This is a genomic window from Curtobacterium sp. Csp1 (genome assembly GCF_013347185.1).
The window spans coordinates 4005244-4021194 of the sequence record NZ_CP054594.1; the positions used below are offsets into that span (position 1 = coordinate 4005244).

At 74.2% G+C, this 15951-nt stretch carries 13 protein-coding genes and 6 pseudogenes; 11 read left to right on the forward strand and 8 right to left on the reverse strand.

Features of this window, described 5'->3' with window-relative positions:
• Positions 1–98: 98 nt before the first annotated feature.
• A complete protein-coding gene (locus tag HUN58_RS19290) occupies positions 99–1337 on the reverse strand; it encodes a PP2C family protein-serine/threonine phosphatase (protein ID WP_208745674.1) in 1239 nt (412 codons plus the stop codon).
• A 127-nt stretch (positions 1338–1464) separates the two neighbouring features.
• Positions 1465–1728, reverse strand: a complete 264-nt coding sequence (locus HUN58_RS19295) for a hypothetical protein (RefSeq protein WP_141861294.1) — start codon at positions 1726–1728, stop codon at positions 1465–1467.
• A 125-nt stretch (positions 1729–1853) separates the two neighbouring features.
• On the opposite strand from HUN58_RS19295, the gene HUN58_RS19300 reads away from it, so the two are divergent.
• Entirely contained in the window at positions 1854–2714 is an 861-nt protein-coding gene (locus HUN58_RS19300) for an SDR family oxidoreductase (RefSeq protein WP_208745675.1), read from the forward strand.
• Between the two features lie 876 nt (positions 2715–3590).
• Positions 3591–3812: pseudogene (locus HUN58_RS21180) on the forward strand (DUF1684 domain-containing protein); the annotation flags it as partial.
• Between the two features lie 225 nt (positions 3813–4037).
• Here HUN58_RS21180 and HUN58_RS20360 read toward each other — a convergent pair.
• Positions 4038–4322, reverse strand: a pseudogene (locus HUN58_RS20360) (histidine phosphatase family protein); the annotation flags it as partial.
• A gap of 287 nt (positions 4323–4609) precedes the next feature.
• On the opposite strand from HUN58_RS20360, the gene HUN58_RS19315 reads away from it, so the two are divergent.
• The 3 genes from HUN58_RS19315 to HUN58_RS19325 are packed head-to-tail and all read left to right on the forward strand — an operon-like array spanning position 4610 to position 8306.
• Positions 4610–5821 (forward strand): LLM class flavin-dependent oxidoreductase, encoded by a 1212-nt coding sequence (locus tag HUN58_RS19315; RefSeq protein WP_180225196.1) that lies wholly within the window; start codon positions 4610–4612, stop codon positions 5819–5821.
• A complete protein-coding gene (locus HUN58_RS19320; protein ID WP_141861304.1) occupies positions 5818–7182 on the forward strand; it encodes an NtaA/DmoA family FMN-dependent monooxygenase in 1365 nt (454 codons plus the stop codon). Before HUN58_RS19315 ends, HUN58_RS19320 begins: the two co-directional genes overlap by 4 nt.
• On the forward strand, positions 7179–8306 hold the full coding sequence (locus HUN58_RS19325; protein ID WP_180225197.1) for an LLM class flavin-dependent oxidoreductase: 1128 nt from the start codon (positions 7179–7181) through the stop codon (positions 8304–8306). The genes HUN58_RS19320 and HUN58_RS19325 overlap by 4 nt, the downstream gene beginning before the upstream one ends.
• Before the next feature lie 396 nt (positions 8307–8702).
• Here HUN58_RS19325 and HUN58_RS19330 read toward each other — a convergent pair.
• The 3 pseudogenes from HUN58_RS19330 to HUN58_RS19340 all read right to left on the reverse strand — a co-directional run.
• Positions 8703–9540 (reverse strand): annotated as a pseudogene (locus HUN58_RS19330) (transporter substrate-binding domain-containing protein).
• Positions 9541–9749: 209 nt separating this feature from the next.
• Positions 9750–10501, reverse strand: a pseudogene (locus HUN58_RS19335) (amino acid ABC transporter ATP-binding protein).
• Between the two features lie 196 nt (positions 10502–10697).
• A pseudogene (locus HUN58_RS19340) lies at positions 10698–11273 on the reverse strand (amino acid ABC transporter permease); the annotation flags it as partial.
• 395 nt (positions 11274–11668) lie between these two features.
• Between HUN58_RS19340 and HUN58_RS21185 the strand changes: the two are divergent.
• From HUN58_RS21185 to HUN58_RS19360, 4 genes and pseudogenes are all read left to right on the forward strand, one after another.
• A pseudogene (locus tag HUN58_RS21185) lies at positions 11669–11886 on the forward strand (DUF4287 domain-containing protein).
• Between the two features lie 359 nt (positions 11887–12245).
• Complete coding sequence (locus HUN58_RS19350) at positions 12246–12422, forward strand: hypothetical protein (protein WP_208745676.1); 177 nt, start codon at positions 12246–12248, stop codon at positions 12420–12422.
• Positions 12419–13087, forward strand: coding sequence for an RES family NAD+ phosphorylase (locus tag HUN58_RS19355; protein ID WP_058743151.1), 669 nt, complete (start codon positions 12419–12421; stop codon positions 13085–13087). Before HUN58_RS19350 ends, HUN58_RS19355 begins: the two co-directional genes overlap by 4 nt.
• Before the next feature lie 100 nt (positions 13088–13187).
• Positions 13188–14231, forward strand: a complete 1044-nt coding sequence (locus HUN58_RS19360) for a hypothetical protein (RefSeq protein WP_114850912.1) — start codon at positions 13188–13190, stop codon at positions 14229–14231.
• A 29-nt stretch (positions 14232–14260) separates the two neighbouring features.
• Here the strand turns inward: HUN58_RS19360 and HUN58_RS19365 are convergent, their stop codons facing one another.
• Together HUN58_RS19365 and HUN58_RS19370 are read right to left on the reverse strand one after the other, a co-directional pair.
• Positions 14261–14914 (reverse strand): helix-turn-helix transcriptional regulator, encoded by a 654-nt coding sequence (locus HUN58_RS19365; RefSeq protein WP_208745677.1) that lies wholly within the window; start codon positions 14912–14914, stop codon positions 14261–14263.
• The gene (locus HUN58_RS19370) at positions 14845–15150 is read right to left on the reverse strand and encodes a hypothetical protein (RefSeq protein WP_208745678.1); all 306 of its coding nucleotides are present in this window, start codon (positions 15148–15150) and stop codon (positions 14845–14847) included. Before HUN58_RS19370 ends, HUN58_RS19365 begins: the two co-directional genes overlap by 70 nt.
• A gap of 237 nt (positions 15151–15387) precedes the next feature.
• Between HUN58_RS19370 and HUN58_RS19375 the strand changes: the two genes are divergently transcribed.
• On the forward strand, positions 15388–15591 hold the full coding sequence (locus tag HUN58_RS19375; RefSeq protein ID WP_114850910.1) for a hypothetical protein: 204 nt from the start codon (positions 15388–15390) through the stop codon (positions 15589–15591).
• Positions 15588–15791 carry a hypothetical protein gene (locus HUN58_RS19380; protein WP_114850909.1) on the forward strand — a complete coding sequence of 68 codons (204 nt, stop codon included), beginning with the start codon at positions 15588–15590 and terminating at the stop codon, positions 15789–15791. The genes HUN58_RS19375 and HUN58_RS19380 overlap by 4 nt, the downstream gene beginning before the upstream one ends.
• The last annotated feature ends 160 nt before the right edge of the window (positions 15792–15951 follow it).

Genomic DNA, 15951 nt, shown 5'->3' on the forward strand with positions numbered 1-15951 from the left:
GCACTTCGACGGACCCTCCTGCGGGGGACGGCCCGCCGCGTGCGCGTGTGGGCGCGTGGCGGCCGGCGGTGCTGTGTCCTGCGCTGCCGTGCTCGCGGTCAGGGGCGGTACGCGACGCAGAGGACGGTGACGTCGTCCGGGTGGTCGCCCGACGCGGCGAGTTCCGCGATCCCGTCGACGATCTCCTGTGCGTGCGAGCGCGAGGCCACCCAGGTCTCGAACCGGTCGAGCGCGTCGAGGTCGCCGCCGAACAGGTCGAGCACGCCGTCGCTCACCGCCACCACCACGTCGCCGGGGTCGAGGGACGTCGTGTCGGCGGTCCACATCGTGCCCACGCCGATCGGCAGGTGCCCGGCGCGCAGCGGGTGCACGGAGCCGCCCGCCCGACGCAGGACGGTCAGTCCGTGACCGGCGTCGACCCAGCGCGCGTGCCCGTCCCGGCAGGTCGTGAACTGGCCGCTCGTCAGGTCCGAGCCGCCGGTCGCGAGCCCGGAGTCCGTCTCGTCGACGGTGCTCCGGATCAGGGACCGCACGGCGGCGGCGATCATCCCGGCACCGACGCCCTTGCCCATCACGTCGCCGAGGGTGAACGCGGCGCCCTCTCCCGTGGGGAACCAGTCGTAGAAGTCACCGCCGACCGTGCGGGACGGCAGGCAGACCCCGACCGCGCCGGCAGCCCGGCGGAGGGAACGCTGGACGAGTGCTGCTCGGTCGATCTCGCCCTCGGCCACCCGGCGCTTCCGCTGCACGGCGCTCAGTTGCAGGTCGGCACGGCGGGCGAGCTCGTTCGTCACCGCGGCGGCCGCGGCGTAGACGAGGAGCGCGACCACCAGCCGGACCAGCTCGCTCGGCTGCGGGGCCTCGGGGTCCAGGACGTAGGGCAGGAGCAGCGTCGCGGCGGTGCCGAGCAGTGGGTAGACCACGTGTCGGCGTCCGGGGTTCGTCGCCATCCAGATCACCGGCAGGACGACGATCGCCAGGAACACCGACCGCGCCTCGCCGGTGCCGTAGCGGAGCAGGCCGACGGCCAGGAAGTCGAGGGCCGGGAGCACGAGCTCCACCCGGGTCACGGCCGGCCAGCGGGCCATCAGCCCACCGCCGAGCAGCCCGACGAGGACCAGCCCGACGGCGGCCCACATCAGCGGTGCGTCGGTGACCTCGAGCCAGGGCGTCAGGACGCTCGCGACCGCGGCCCCCACGACGAGGACCGCGACGACGGTCTGCTTGACGAGGGGTTCCCACGAGGCCCGCACGCCGGTCAGCACGATCGGTCCGGTGTCGTCACGGACGGATGTCGTCCACGACGTCACGCCGTTCCGGTCGGTGGTGCTCGTCACCCGCCCGAGTCAACCGGTTCGAGCATCACTCGGCAACTCCTGGTGCCGGGGTGTCGTGCAGGTCGGACTGGTAGGGCGACCGTCCCGTCCGCTGCGCCGCCCACGTCGTCCGGGGCATGGTGCGCCGTCAGACGCCGAGACGGAGCAGCAGCGGCCCGAGCAACCCGACGACCCAGACCAGGACCATCGCCAGGGCCGCGAACGCGACGAACCGACGACGGCGTCGGAGCTTCGGGCTGCGGTCCTCGCCCCACATCTGCGCGCGCACGAGGGTCCGGTTGGCCTGGTCGACGACCTTGCGGACCTCGGGGTCGTCGAGCGGCAGCGACCCGGAGCGGGCGTGCTCGGCGATCGCGGTCGCTTCCTCGACGGTCAGGTCGTCACGGGGCATGCGCCCATCGTGGCACCTCCCTCCGACGTGCGGAAGCGTGGTGCCGCCGTCCGACCGGTGTCCGTGTGCTCGCAGACCGCGACGCCTGGGGGACGGTGGAGCGGTGACCGGGTACGACCAGGGTCATGGCACACAGGTTCCGCGGGAAGATCGTCGTCGTCACGGGTGCATCGAGCGGCATCGGGAGGGCCGCCGCCCACGAGTTCGCCCGGCAGGGCGCGACCCTCGTGCTCGCCGCCCGGGGCCGGCAGAGCCTGGAGGACGCGGCGCAGGAGTGCCGGGACCTCGGCGCCGAGGCCGTCGCCATCCCCACCGACGTCGCCGAGGAGCACCAGGTCGCCGACCTCGTCGCGACCACGACCGCACGGTACGGCCGGATCGACGTCTTCGTCGGCAACGCGGCGCTGTTCGTCTACGGCCTGTTCGAGCAGACGCCCACCGAGGCCTTCAAGCGCGTCGTCGACACGAACCTGCACGGGCACGTCCACGCCGTGAAGGCCCTGCTCCCGCACTGGCAGCAGCGGGGCGAGGGCACCTACGTCCTCGTCGGGTCGATCCAGTCGCTCCTGTCCGCGCCGTACCAGTCGGCGTACGTCACGAGCAAGCACGCGGCCCTCGGCCTGATGGACGTGCTCGCCGACGAGCACCAGGGCACGCGGATCCGTTTCGGCGCCGTGCTGCCCTCGACGATCGACACCCCGATCTACCAGAACGGCGCGAACTACACCGGCAAGGCCTCGCACCCGCTGCCGCCGACCGTCTCCGTGCAGCGCGCTGCGAAGGCCGTCGTCGCCCAGGCCCTGCCGAGTTCGTCGTGCCGGGCCTGTTCCACCGCATCACCCGGCCCGCAGTCGAGGTCTTCGCCCTCCGCGGCCGCCAGGACCCCACCGACGGCAACCTCTACGCCCCGGCGGACCACGCGAACGCCACCGACGGCGGGTGGGTCGCGAAGCGCCGCCGGGTCACGCGCCCGCTGCTCTGGGTAGGCGTCGTCGCGGTCGTCGGCACGGTGCTGCTCCGCCGCCGCTGAGCCGGCCCCGCCCCGTCCGCTCGCTCGCGCAGTCCGCCCGCTCACCCGTTCCGTCCGCCTGCCCATCCGCGCGTACTTTGCCGATCCGCGCATGCGAAGCCGTTCCGCTCGTGGTGTGTCGTTCCTCCGGGCCTGCCATGCGCGGTCCCGCCTCTCATCGCGCGTGCGATGGGCAGGAACGTCGCGTCGGCGGCAGAGCCGGACGGGAGGCACGGCACCAGCCCGCTCCGCGGCTCCCGTCCGGACCGTGGCCACCCTGGTACCCGTCGCCACCGTCGCGAGCGGGCCGTCCCGGCCGCCCGCGCCGCGAACGGGCCGTCTCGGTCACTCCTGTCGCGTCCGCACGACGTGTTCCGCCCGCTCGTGTTACCGCGCGCGTCCGGCCGCGTCCAGCCTCCTGCGTCGAGACCGTACGGTCGGAGCATGAGCACGACGACCGGGACAGCCGCCAGCACCGCCGCCGATTGGGCCGAGTGGGCCGAGTGGCACGCCGCCCACGAAGCCGCTCGGGCGAGCGAGCACGGGTTCCTCGCGATCACGAGCCTGCGCTGGCTCACGCCCACGCCCGAGCGGTTCGACGACCTCCCCGGGGCGTGGTCTCGAGGTCGACGGCGCGACCGTCACCGGGACCCACCGCTTCGGCAGGCTGCAGGACCGTCCCGAGCCCCGCGTCGTCTGGCACGTGGAGGGCCGCGACGTCGTCGTCGAGATCGCCCGGCGCGGCGGCAGCGACCTCCTCCGTCCGCGCGACCCGGCCACCCCGACGCGCACGGCGTACCGCGGGACGCTCGTCGTCGGGGCCCGCTTCGAGCCCTTCGACGTGCAGCGCGAGGTGACGGTCGGGTCCGCGCTGTCGTTCGACCTCGACGGACCGCGGACGCTCCTGGCGTTCAACGGGCACGGCGACGGGCTGCACGTGCTGTTCACCGACCGGACGAGCGGCACGACGACCGCTGCCACGCGGAGCCTCGACGTGCCAGCACCCGGTGCGGACGGCCGCGTGCGGCTCGACTTCACCCGGGCGACGAACCTGCCGTGCGCCTACACCGCGCACGCGACCTGCCCGCTGCCCCCGCGGGAGAACCGGCTCGACGTCGCGATCGAGGCGAGGGAGCGGGAGCGATGCGGTGCGCTCTGCACAACGGGAAGCACGTCGTACCGCGGAAACGCGTGGTGCGGCAAGCTTCCGGTTGTGCGGGGGCAGTGCGCACCACGGCGGGCGCGAGGTCACCGCCGCCGGAGCCGCCCGCGCTGCCGGGGTCGCGCGCCACCGCCGCGGGTCGAACGTGAACACGCTGCCCATCCCCGGCTGGTCGAGCGCCCGACTGATCGGCACGCCGCGGAGGTCGGCGAGGAGCAGCGCGCCGACCGCACCGTGCGACACGATCGTCACGTCCCCGGTCCTGGTCAGCGCCCGGACGGCCGCGACGATCCGGGCCTGCGCGTCCACCGCACGCTCCCACCCCCGGACGGACTCGTCCGGACGGGCGAAGAACGCGTCGACGACGGCCTCGAACTCGGCCGGTGGCAGGTAGCCCGTCGCGCTGCGGTCGATCTCGCCGAGCGCGGGCTCGCACCGCTGCGGTCTCCTCGGCCTTCCGCTCCGCGCTCGAGACGATCCGTCGGACCTCGGGCGACCACGCGACGCGGTGGGCCACGGCGGCTCGGCGTCGACCGGCGGCGGACAGCCCCCACGACTCGATCGGGACCTCCGGGTCGACGACCACCTCGGCGTGGGTCAGGAAGCAGGACACCATCCGACGAGCCTGGCAGACGTCACACGACGCAACGCCCGGTCATCCTCCGCAACACCCGTCGTCGCCTGACCGTCGCGGCCGTAGCGTCGGCTCCATGCCCGACCGAACCATCCTCGTCACGGCCCTCCACGGCGCCGGCTGGCACCCGGCCGCCTGGCGCGCCGACCCCGCAGCCGCCCGCGACACCACGCGTCTCGCGCACTGGCGCCGCGTCGTCGTCGAGCAGGACCGCGCCGGCGTCGACGCCGTCACGCTCGAGGACGCCTTCACCGCGGGTCCTCTCGACGCCGACGGCGACCTCGACACCCGGACCGTCGTGGGGCGGCTCGACGCCCTCCTGGTCGCGAGCGCGGTCGCACCCGCGACCCGCTCGGTGGGGTTGGTGCCGACCGTCTCGGTCACGCACACCGAGCCGTTCCACGTGGCCACGGGCCTCCAGACCCTGGACCACGTCTCCGCGGGGCGAGCCGGGTGGCGGATCCAGGTGAGCCCGACGACCCGCGAGGCCGCGCTCTTCGGCCGTCGGTCCGGCCGTGACGACCCGGCGACGCTCGCCGCGGAGGCCCGCGAGGTCGCCGAGGTCGTCTCCCGTCTCTGGGACAGCTGGGACGACGACGCGATCATCCGCGACGTCGCGACGGGCCGCTTCATCGACCGCGACCGGATCCACGACGCCCGTTTCGTGGGCGAGCACGTCTCGGTGCACGGCGCGTCGATCGTCCCGCGGTCGCCGCAGGGGCGGCCGCCCGTGTTCGCGCTCGCGCACGACGACGACGCGGCTCGCCTGGCGGTCGACACGGCCGACGTGGTGCTCGTCACACCGGGCGCGTCGGGTCCGTCGGCTGGAGTCGGCGGTGTCGGCCTGGAGGCGCGGGGCGCGCTGGCACGCGTCCGTCACGTCGAGCAGGCGGCCGGGTCAGCCACGGTCCGTCCGGTCCTCGCGGACCTCGCGGTGCTCCTCGGGTCCTCGGTCGCCGAGGCCGAGGACGAGCTCGCCGCTCTCGACGCCGCGTCCGGGTCGCCGTACTCGGCTGCGTCGGACGCCGCCGTGCTCGTCACCACCGCGACGGGCCTCGTCGACCGGATCGCGGACCTCCGTGCGATCGGCTACGCCGGGGTCCGGCTCCGCCCGCTGCGGACGTCCGCCGACAGCACGGCCGTCGCCCGGCAGCTCGTCCCCGCCCTCGTCACCGCCGGCCTGCGCGCCGACCCGCCGTCCCGTCCCACCGTCGACCTTCGCACGCGGCTCGGCATCGCGCCGGCGGTCAGCCGGTACGCCGTCCCGACCCAGGGGGTCCCGTCATGAGCACGAAGCGTCAGGTCCACCTCGCCGCCCACTTCCCGGGCGTCAACAACACGACGATCTGGAGCGACGAGCGGGCCGAGAGCCAGATCGCGTTCTCGTCCTTCGAGCACTTCGCCCGGAACGCCGAGCGCGGGTGCTTCGACTACCTGTTCCTCGCCGAGGGACTGCGGCTCCGCGAGCAGAAGGGGCGGATCCACGACCTCGACGTCGTCGGGCGGCCGAACACCCTCGCGATCCTCGCTGCCCTGGCGGGGGTCACGTCGCACATCGGTCTCGTCGGCACCCTGCAGACCACCTTCAACGAGCCCGTGGAGCTCGCGAAGCAGCTCGCCACGCTCGACCACCTGACCGACGGCCGCGCGGGCTGGAACGTCGTGACGAGCTCGGACGCGTTCCACGGGGCGAACTTCCGCCGAGGTGGGTTCCTCGACCACGCCGACCGGTACACGCGGGCGGCGGAGTTCGTCGAGACGGCGAGGGAGCTCTGGGACTCCTGGGAAGCCGACGCGGTCGTCGCGGACCCGGCGTCCGGACGGTTCGCCGACCGCTCGCGCATCCGGGACGTCGACCACCACGGACCGCAGTTCGACGTCACCGGGACCTTCCCCGTCCCGCGGAGCCCGCAGCGACACCCGGTGGTCGTCCAGGCCGGGGACTCCGACGAGGGCCGCGACCTGGCCGCCCGGCACGCCGAGGTGGTGTTCTCGCTCCACACCGAGTTCGAGGACGCGCGCACCTTCTACGACGACGTCACCGCCCGGCTCGAGCGCGTCGGACGGTCCGAGGCCGAACTGCTCGTGATGCCCGGGGCGACCTTCACGCTCGGGGACACCCAGGCCGAGGCCGAGGAGCACTCGCGGGCGATCCGCCGCGCCCAGGTCAGCCCGGCGACGGCGATCGCGTTCCTCGAGCAGGTCTGGAACCGGGACCTGTCGTCGTACGACGTCGACGGTCCGCTGCCCGACGTCGAGCCGGACGTCGACGCCGAGACGATCACCAGGGGACGGGTGCGCCACGTCCGTGACCCCCGCGCTCTGGTGCAGGACTGGCGCGACCGTGCCGCGGCCGAGCACCTGTCCATCCGCGAGCTCGTCATCCAGGTCTCGACGCGCGGCGGGTTCGTCGGCACGCCGTCGTCGATCGCCGCCGAGATCGACCGGTACGTGCAGGAGCGGGCGTCGGACGGGTTCGTCGTCGTCCCGCACACCAACCCGTACGGCCTCGACGAGTTCGTCGACCGCGTCGTCCCGCTGCTGCAGGAGCGCGGGGTGTACCGCGAGTCCTACGACGAGGGCGCCACGCTCCGCGACACCCTCGGCCTCTCCGGGGCCGTCCGCGACCGGCAGGCGGTGTCCGCGTGACCGCCGTCCCGCTCTCGGTCCTCGACCTGGTCCCGGTCGTCTCCGGGTCGTCGTCGGCGACCGCACTGCACCGCACCCTCGACCTGGCCCGCGCCGCCGAGCGTGCCGGGTACGCCCGCTACTGGCTCGCCGAGCACCACCTGAACCCGGGCGTCGCGGGCAGCGCGCCGACCGTGGTGATCGGTGCCGTGGCCGCGGTCACGTCCAGCATCCGGGTCGGCAGTGCCGCGACGCTCGTCGGGAACGTCCGCGGCTTGCAGATCGCGGAGACCTTCGGGACGCTCACCGGGCTGTACGGACCGCGGTTCGACCTCGGGCTCGGCCGGTCCGGGGCCCCGGCGCCGGGGACACCGAAGCCGCCGTCGCTCGCGCCTCGTGCCGACCAGGTCGTCGACGGCCTGCTCCTCCCCGCACCGTTCGACTTCCGGGTCGCTCCGGGGTCGACGTTCGCGCTGCAGGGCGAGCTGCTCGGTCGCGTGCCGGGCGACGTCGAGCGCTTCGACGACGACCTCGCGCTCGTCCGGGCCCTCTTCGCCGGCACCTGGACCCGCGGCGGGAAGGTCGTCGAGGCGCCGCCCGCGACCGGCGCCGAAGTCGAACTGTGGATCCACGGGTCGACCGGCGGCGAGAGCGCCCGCGTCGGCGGGTCCCTCGGGCTGCCGTACGGCGCGAACTACCACTCGTCGCCGGGCACCGTGCTGGCGTCGGTCGAGGCGTACCGTGCGTCGTTCCGCCCGGGGGTGCTCGATGCGCCGCGGGTGGTGGTCTCGGCCGACGTCGTCGTCGGGCGGTCCGCTGCCGAGGCCGAGGAGCTCGCCCTCGGGTACGGCCAGTGGGTGCACTCGATCCGCTCCGGTGTCGGGGCGATCCCGTACCCGACGCCCGACGCGGCCCGTGCGACACCGCTCCCCGACGAGGCGGCCGCCGCCGTGCGGGACCGGCTCGTGTCGCGGTTCGTCGGCGACGCGGCGCACGTGGCCGACCGGCTCGAGGTGCTCCGCCGTGTGACCGGGGCGGACGAGCTGCTCGTCACGACCATCACGCACGACCACGCCGCCCGCGTCCGCTCCTACGAGCTGCTCGCCGCCGAGTGGGCGCGCCGGGCGCTGGCGCCGGCCGCCTGACCCGGGCGTGCCGCACTGCCGCGCTGCGCCCGCCCCCGCCTGCGCCGCCTCGCCGAGATGCCGACATCTGGCACCCTCGGCGCTGCCGGACGACGTGTCGTGCACCCGGGGCGAGCGATGCGCGGCATGTCCTGCGCTCTCGGCGTCCGCGGTCGGGCGTGTCGGGCGGGGAGGCGCCGACGCGACCCGCTGCGTCGGGCGCGCCGGCGTTGCCCCGCCGAGTTGCCGACATCTGGCACCCTCGGCGCTGCCGGACGGAGTGTCGTGCCCTCGCCGCGAGCGACGCGCGGCGTGTCCTGCGCTCTGGGCGTCCGCGGCCGACCGAGCCGCACCGCGCACGCCGGACACCCCCGCGACCACGACGGTCACAGGGGTGTCGACGGACAGGGGACGTGCTCAGCTGTTGTCGAGCGGCAGCCCCTCCGGGTTCACCTGCGAGGTCTGCACGGCCTCGTTCGACAGGTTGTACGCCTTGAGCCACTTCGCGTACGTCCCGTCCGCGATGAGCTCGTTGATCGCGTCGGCGATCGGCTTCGCGAGACCGCTGTCCTTCTTCGTGGTCGCCGCGATGAGTCCCTGCAGGGTCGAGCCGGCACCGGAGTACGTCCCCGCGGTCCTCGTCGGGTGCGCGCTCTCCACGCTCTGCTTGTTCGCGTACGCGATGGTCGGGTTCGGGCCGAAGTAGCCGTCGATCTTGCCGGAGTCGAGCGCGAGCTTCACGGCGTTGCCGTCCGGGTAGTACTTGACGCCGATGGTCTTGCCGTCCTTCTCGAGGTCGGCCTTCCACTCGAGCAGGATCTTCTCCTGGTTCGTGCCGGAGCTCACGGCGATCGTCTTGCCGGCGAGCAAGCGCGAGGTTGTCCTGCCGGTACGACGCGAAGTCGTACTTCTCCTTGCGCTGCTCGGTCACGGTGACGTTCGAGAACCCGGCGTCGTACTTCCCGCCGTCGATGCCGACGAACAGGTTGTCCCAGGTGGCGTTCTGCACGTCCGCCCGGAGTCCGAGCTTCGCGGCGACGAGCCGGCCGAGGTCGGGCTCGGAACCGGTCAGCGTCTTCTGGTCGTCCCCGGTGAAGGCCAGCGGCGGGAATCCGGCAGGCAGCGCGCCGATGCCGATCGTGAGCTTCCCGGACGACTTCACGTCGGCGGGGAGCGCGTCGTGCAGCTTCGTGTCCTCGGAGACCCGGACCTTCGTCTCGGTCGCGGCGCCGTTGGACGCGGCGCCGATCGTCACGGTGCCGTCAGCGGACCCGGCGGACCCGGCAGCGCCGTCGGCGGCGGAGGCGTTCGCGGCGCACCCGGCCAGGGCGACGACGACGCCGGCCGCGAGGACGAGGGCTCCGGCGCGGTGACGCCAGCGGGAGAGAGCGGTGGTGGGCAAGGCGGACTCCTCGGATGAGAACGGTGGGACTGGTGGGAACGGTGGGGAACGGGAGGAAGGGCTCAGCGGACGCGGGACAGGAAGTCGCGCGTGCGGGGGTGCTGCGGGGCATCGATGACCTGGCGCGGCGGCCCCTGCTCGACGACGCGCCCGTGGTCGAGGAAGACGACGTGGTCGGCGACCTCGCGGGCGAACGCGACCTCGTGCGTGACGATGACGAGGGTCGTGCCGGACTCGGCCAGGGACCGGATGACGCCGAGGACCTCGCCGACGAGCTCGGGGTCGAGCGCGGAGGTCGGCTCGTCGAGCAGCACGACCGCGGGCTCCAGCGCCAGCGCCCGGGCGATCGCCACTCGCTGCTGCTGCCCGCCGGACAACTGCCGTGGACGGGACGCCCCTCGGTCGCCGAGCCCGACGCGCTCGAGCAGCTCCTGGGCACGACGGAGCGCGACCGGGCGAGCCACTCCGGCGGCGATCGGCCCCTCGGCGCGGTCAGGTGCGGGAACAGCTCGAATCGCTAGCCGATCCGGGACCGCTGCCGCAGGATCACCCGTTCTGGCAGCTCCTTCCAGCGGGTCGTACCGTCCCGCCCGGTCCGCAACCGCACGCCGACGGGCTCGCCGCCGACCGTCACGACGCCGCGGTCGAGCGGTTCGAGGTGGTTGATCGCGCGCAGCAGCGTGGACTTGCCGGACCCGGACGGCCCGAGGACCACGGTGACGCTCCCGGCGGCGAGCTCCAGGTCGACCCCGTCGATGACCCGCCGGTCGCCGAAGGACTTCACCGCGCCGACGACCGCGACGGCCGCGCTCACGAGACGACCTCGACGGTTCCGCACCGGCGACCTGCGCGACACGACCCGTGCCTCCAGGCCGGACAGCCCCCACCCGCCGGACCGCCGCCCGCACCCGTTGCAGGGGCGTCGGCGGCAGCGCCCGCGCGGACCCCCGCGACGTCCACCGCTCGATGTAGTACTGCACGACCGAGACCGCACTCGTCAACGCGAGGTACCAGATCGTCGCGACCACGAGCAGCGGGATGATGTCCGTCGGGTAGGTGCTCGACAGGTTCTGGACGACGCCGAACAGGTCGAGCAGGGAGACGTAGAACAGCAGTGACGAGGCCTTGAGCAACCCGACCACCTGGTTGACGAACGCCGGCACGATCGAGCGGAGCGCCTGCGGCAGTACGACCCGCACGAACTGCCGACGGCGGGGGAGCCCGAGGGCCTGCGCCGCCTCGAGCTGACCGTGGTCCACCGCGAGGACGCCCGCCCGGACGATCTCCGACGCGTAGGCGATCTCGCTCAGGCTCAGCGCCAGGACGCCGATCGCCAGGTCGCCCAGCACGTTCGCCGTCCGTACCTCGAGCTGCGGCCCGAAGGGGATCCCGATCCCGATCGTCGGGTACAGCGACCCGAGGTTGTACAGGAAGACGAGCACCAGGATGAGCGGCACCGATCGGAACAGCCAGACGTAGCCCCACGCCAGCTCACCGCGCTCAGCCCGGTCGCGACGAGCGTCAACTGCAGTCCGGTCAGGATCGCGGGGCTGAACAGCCACTTCCCGACCGCGGGCCAGCCCCATGCCGGGTTGGTGAAGAGCGTCTCGACCCCGTTCAGCAGGAGCACCAGGACGACCGCGGCGGCGATCCACCGCACGGGGTGGCGCAGCGGCAGGACGGGACGGTCGAGCGCGGCGCGTGCGGCCGCGTCGACGGTCGGGGCGAGCGGACGGGAGGCACTGCTCCCGTCGCGCGCGCCGGCTGCGGTCGCCGGGGCGGTCGCGTGGGGTGCGGACCTGCGCGTCGAGCGGTCCGTGGTGTCGGTCATGGGGCGACCGTAGGAGGGCCGGCGGACCCGGACAACGGGTCCTCGCAACACTTCGCCACGGGACGGAACGGGACGTCACGGAGCGTCGCGCGCGTGACCTCCGGTGACCCCGCGTGACGGTGCCACCCTCGCGCAGCTACCCTGACCACCGTGACCACGCCCACGCACCGCGTCCCCGCGCCGCAGCCGCCCGCCGACGGCACGAAGGTCTCCGGCCCGGCCTCGTACTTCCCGAGCATCGAACGGACCTACGGCCGGCCGGTGCAGGAGTGGCTCGACCTGGTCGCCGACCGCCTCGACGACCACCGTCACATGGATCGTGGCTCAAGGAGGAGCACGGGCACGCCCGGCGCGCCCTGGACGGCTGAGCGCGGCGCCGCCGAGCCAGCGCGCCGGTGGTTGACGCGGTTGTCGCGCCGGCGTAGGATCCGGTTGACGCAGTTGACAGGAGGTGCCATGGCAGCGACGACCCACGCACGGCAGCCCAGGGGGACGGACGGCCCCTCGGCGGACGAGACGGCCCTGCTCGACGCACTGCGCCGGCGGATCGCGGACGGCCGCGCGTGGAGCTCCTGGCCGACCGGATGCTCGCCGCAGCACGAGGCCGACGCGCTCATCGGGCCGTTCTACGACACCCCGACGCTCGCGGCCTGGCGTGGGGTCACCCGGCAGGCGCTCAGCAAGGCGGTGGCGAAGCGCGACCTGATCGGCCTGAAGATCGGCGACGGTGCTCGCGCTCGTCGACCCCGACCGGATCGACCCGTGGGGCAGCGCGCTCTGGTTGCACACCGTGGCGGACGAGTTCGGCGGCACCACCGCGGCGCAGGCGCTTCGCGAAGGCCGGCACGAGCAGGTCCTCGCCGCCGCCCGTCGTGCCGCCACGGCCTGGGCGGCCGACGCGTGACGCCCAGGCGCACCGACGTCGCCCAGCAGCGTCCGCGAGACGACCTCGACCTGACCGACTTCCCCGCCGAGGAGAGTCGCGGCACCACGTTCTACCGGGCGAAGCGGCACGACCGCGGCGCGTGGTGGTTCGCGAGCACGGAGCCGGACGCCGACGGGGTCGACGGTGGTCGGTTCGACCTCGCCGTGCCGCGGGGCACCTGCTACTGGGCGGACGCGGTCGAGGTCGCGGTGCGTGAGCGCCTCGCGCACCACGTCCTGACGACGAACACGGTGTTCGCGTCGCGCGCCCGCGAGATGGTCGTCGTCGCGGCCCGGGCCTCGCGGGGCCGTCGCTTCGCGGACGTCACACACCCGGCGGCGGTGCGGTGGGGCGTCGGCGCGGAGCTGCAGACGATGGGGGACTACCGCGTGCCGCAGGCCTGGGCACGGGCCCTCGACGCGGCGGGCTTCGCCGGGGTGCGGTACAGCACGCGGTTCACGAGCGCGTCGGCGGCGAACGCGTGGGCGGTGTTCGGCGCGGCCGGCATCCCGCGGCGGCCGCGTCCGGAGCGCGTGCACCGCGACGGGGTCACGGCGTGCCGCGAAGCCGGGATCCGGGTGCTCGACGACGGGTCGGAGTCCGGGCCGGAGCGCTTCACGTTCGCGACGCCCCCGCAGGACTGACGACAGGGCCGCGCGCGACCGGGCGGTCGCGCGGCCGGACGGGCGGACGGTCGGACGGTCGACGGGCCGCGGTGTCGGTGGCCGTCCCTACCGTGGCGGGGTGGTCGAACCCGTCGATGCGTGGTGGCGCCGCCGGCAGTGGTCCCGCGGCGTCGCGGTTCCGTACGCCGTCGGCGAGTTCCGGTCGGCGTGGGCGTCCTACCCCGTGCTGATCCGGCAGTACCACCCGGAGTGGAACCACGGCGTCGTCCTGACCCAGGTGCCCCCGACGGCCGAGGTCCTGCTCACGTGGGAGTGCGACGTCGGCCACGTCTTCGTCGCGACGCCGGCCGAGCAGCGGTCGCGGCCGGGCCGGGAGCGTCGTCGGTCGGTGTGGTGCCCGGAGTGCCAGCTCCAGGCGCAGCCCCGCCGCTGGCCCGTGCTGCCCGCGGACTGGCCGGCGACCGTGCCCGCGCCGCAGCGGGCCGAGCGCGTGACCGGTCGCCAGACCCTGCCCGCGGCACCGGCGCGCGGCGCGGCACCGTCGCGTGGCGCGGGACCGTCGCCGCGTGTGGCGGGCCCGACTGGAGCAACGGCGGTCCCGACGGGTGCCGTGGCGTCGAGCCGTGCGCGACCCGGGCGGTCCGGTGCGACCGGCGGCGGTGGACGGCGGACGGCCGCACGACCGCCCGTCCCGCGGACGATCTGCCCGAAGACCCCCCGGCTGCCGTCGGGGGAGTCCTTCCCGAGCGTGTGCGCCCCCGCGACGGCCTCAGCGGTCGAGGCCGAACTCCGGGCGGCCCTGCAGGAGCGGTTCGCGCTGACGTTCGACCACACCGCGATCCGCCTCGACCGGCCGTTCTTCGACCACGTCGAGGCGTGGCCGGACATCGTGCTGCCGGAGCTCCGCGTCGCGATCGAGTACGACAGCACGGGGCGACACGGGCTCGAGCACGTCGGGCCGCGGCAGGAGACGGACCGCCGGAAGGACCGCGCGGTCCGGGCCGTCGGGTGGGAGGTCGTGCGGATCCGCACGGGTCGGCTCCCCGCACTCGGGCCGTACGACCTCGAGGTCTCCGGCATCTCGCGGCGGACGGTCGACCAGCTCGTCGACACCCTCCGCACGGTCCGCGGCCCGCTGTTCGTCGACGCCTACGGGCGCTGACGCCCGGGTTCCGACCCGTCGGCCGGGCGCTACGCTCGTCGGCGCAGGGTGTCCCGCGGGTACTCGCCGTGGCGCTGCTGGTACGTCGCGGAGAACCGTCCGGCGTGCGCGAAGCCCCACTGCTTCGCGACCTCGGCGATGCTCGTCGTCGCCGGGTCGCCCTGCAGCAGCGCGTCCCGCACCCGGTCGAGCCGGACCTGCCGGATGTAGGCGTTGGGGGAGAGCTCGAACGCCCGCTGGAACGCGATCTGCAGCGCACGGAGGCTCAGCGAGGCCACCCGGGCCAGGTCGGTGCTCGTGATCGGCAGGTGCGCGTGCTCGTGCACGTACTCGACGGCCCGTCGGACGTGGGCGTTGCGGGGGAGCAGCAGCTCGTCGGGGAGCGACGCGCTGACCACCGGGTAGAGCTCGAGCAGGGCGAGGGCGCCGAGCCGTCCCATCTCGGCCTGCAGCAGCGGCGACGCCTTCCGGTCGAGCACGGTGTGCGAGATGAGCTGCACACTGCTCCGCCACACCCGCAGGGCGCGCTCGTCGGGGCGGACGGTGTGGTCCAGGACGAGCTGCCCCGGTGCCGTCCCGCGTTCGCCGGCGACCTCCTCGAGCGCTGCCCGGTTCACCTGCACGATCTTCTGCTCGTAGTCCCGGTACGAGAACGCCGCGCCCTGCTGCGGCGGGTCGTCCACTGCACGACGAAGTCCTCGGACGGGGTCATCACGCCCTGCAGGTGCCCGTCGAAGCGGATCGTCCGGAGGGACATCGCGGTGTCGCCGACGGCCGCGAACCGGAACGCGAACGGCATCGCGGTCGCGTCGGCGCGCCACTCGTTCCCCGCGTACGTGGTGGCGAGCAGGTCGCGGGCGGCGTCGAGGTCCGAGCTCTGCTCGTCCACGTCGATCCGGGTCGGAGGTGTCGGGTTCATGGGTCTCGTGCATGATGACCGCTCCGCGCGGCCCTGTCCGGATCGCCGTGCCCCCGGTCCGGGGGTGGACCGCCCGGTCCGCGGTCGCGGTCGATGTCCACGGATCGTCGGGTGTCGCGCTCGGACGTCCGGGAATCGTCGACCACGGGCGTCCGCACCGCGTCCCGGCGGACGGCGTCCTAGCGTCGTCCTCGACGGGTCCGGACCAGCCGGACCTCCCGAGACGAGGAAGCCACCGTGACGACCATCGCCGCCGACCTGGACACCGCACCCACGAGCGCCCGCCACGCGGTCTCGTCGACGAGCCGCCGGGGGACCACCTTCTCCGAGGTCCGTCAGGCCCGCCTGCAGCACGGGCTGCAGGTCGCCGCGGTGACGACCGGGCTGGTGTCCGTGACGGTGGCCGCGTCGGCCGCGATCCTGCTCGGGGTCTCCGCATGAGCATCCCCCGCAACGAGCTCGGCATCCGCGGGTCCCGGGTCGCACGGGGCACCAGGGCGATCCCTGGGGCAGACCGGTCCCTCGCCGACACGCTGCTGCCGGTGCGTCGATCGGCGGCGTCGGACACCGCGACGCAGCCGATCGACATGCGCGCCCTGCTCGCCGAGGCGCTCGACACGTCGGGCGTGCCCGGTCAGTAGGCTCACCGCACGGGCGAGCCCGCACGAACGCCCGAACCAACCCCGTCGACCAGCAGAGAGCGCAGGGGTTCGCCTCCGGCAAGCCCGCCGACGTGTTCTACGTCAGCACGTCGTCGCTCGCCGGGTACGCGGCGAACGGCTCGCTCCTGGCCTACGGCGA

Excerpts from the sequence above, each read along its gene's own strand:
- HUN58_RS19380 (WP_114850909.1), top strand. The coding sequence starts at position 15,588 with ATGAGCATCCCCCGCAACGAGCTCGGCATCCGCGGGTCCCGGGTCGCA.
- HUN58_RS19320 (WP_141861304.1), top strand. The coding sequence starts at position 5,818 with ATGAGCACGAAGCGTCAGGTCCACCTCGCCGCCCACTTCCCGGGCGTC.
- HUN58_RS19370 (WP_208745678.1), bottom strand. The coding sequence starts at position 15,150 with ATGAACCCGACACCTCCGACCCGGATCGACGTGGACGAGCAGAGCTCG.
- HUN58_RS19315 (WP_180225196.1), top strand. The coding sequence starts at position 4,610 with ATGCCCGACCGAACCATCCTCGTCACGGCCCTCCACGGCGCCGGCTGG.
- HUN58_RS19295 (WP_141861294.1), bottom strand. The coding sequence starts at position 1,728 with ATGCCCCGTGACGACCTGACCGTCGAGGAAGCGACCGCGATCGCCGAG.
- HUN58_RS19300 (WP_208745675.1), top strand. The coding sequence starts at position 1,854 with ATGGCACACAGGTTCCGCGGGAAGATCGTCGTCGTCACGGGTGCATCG.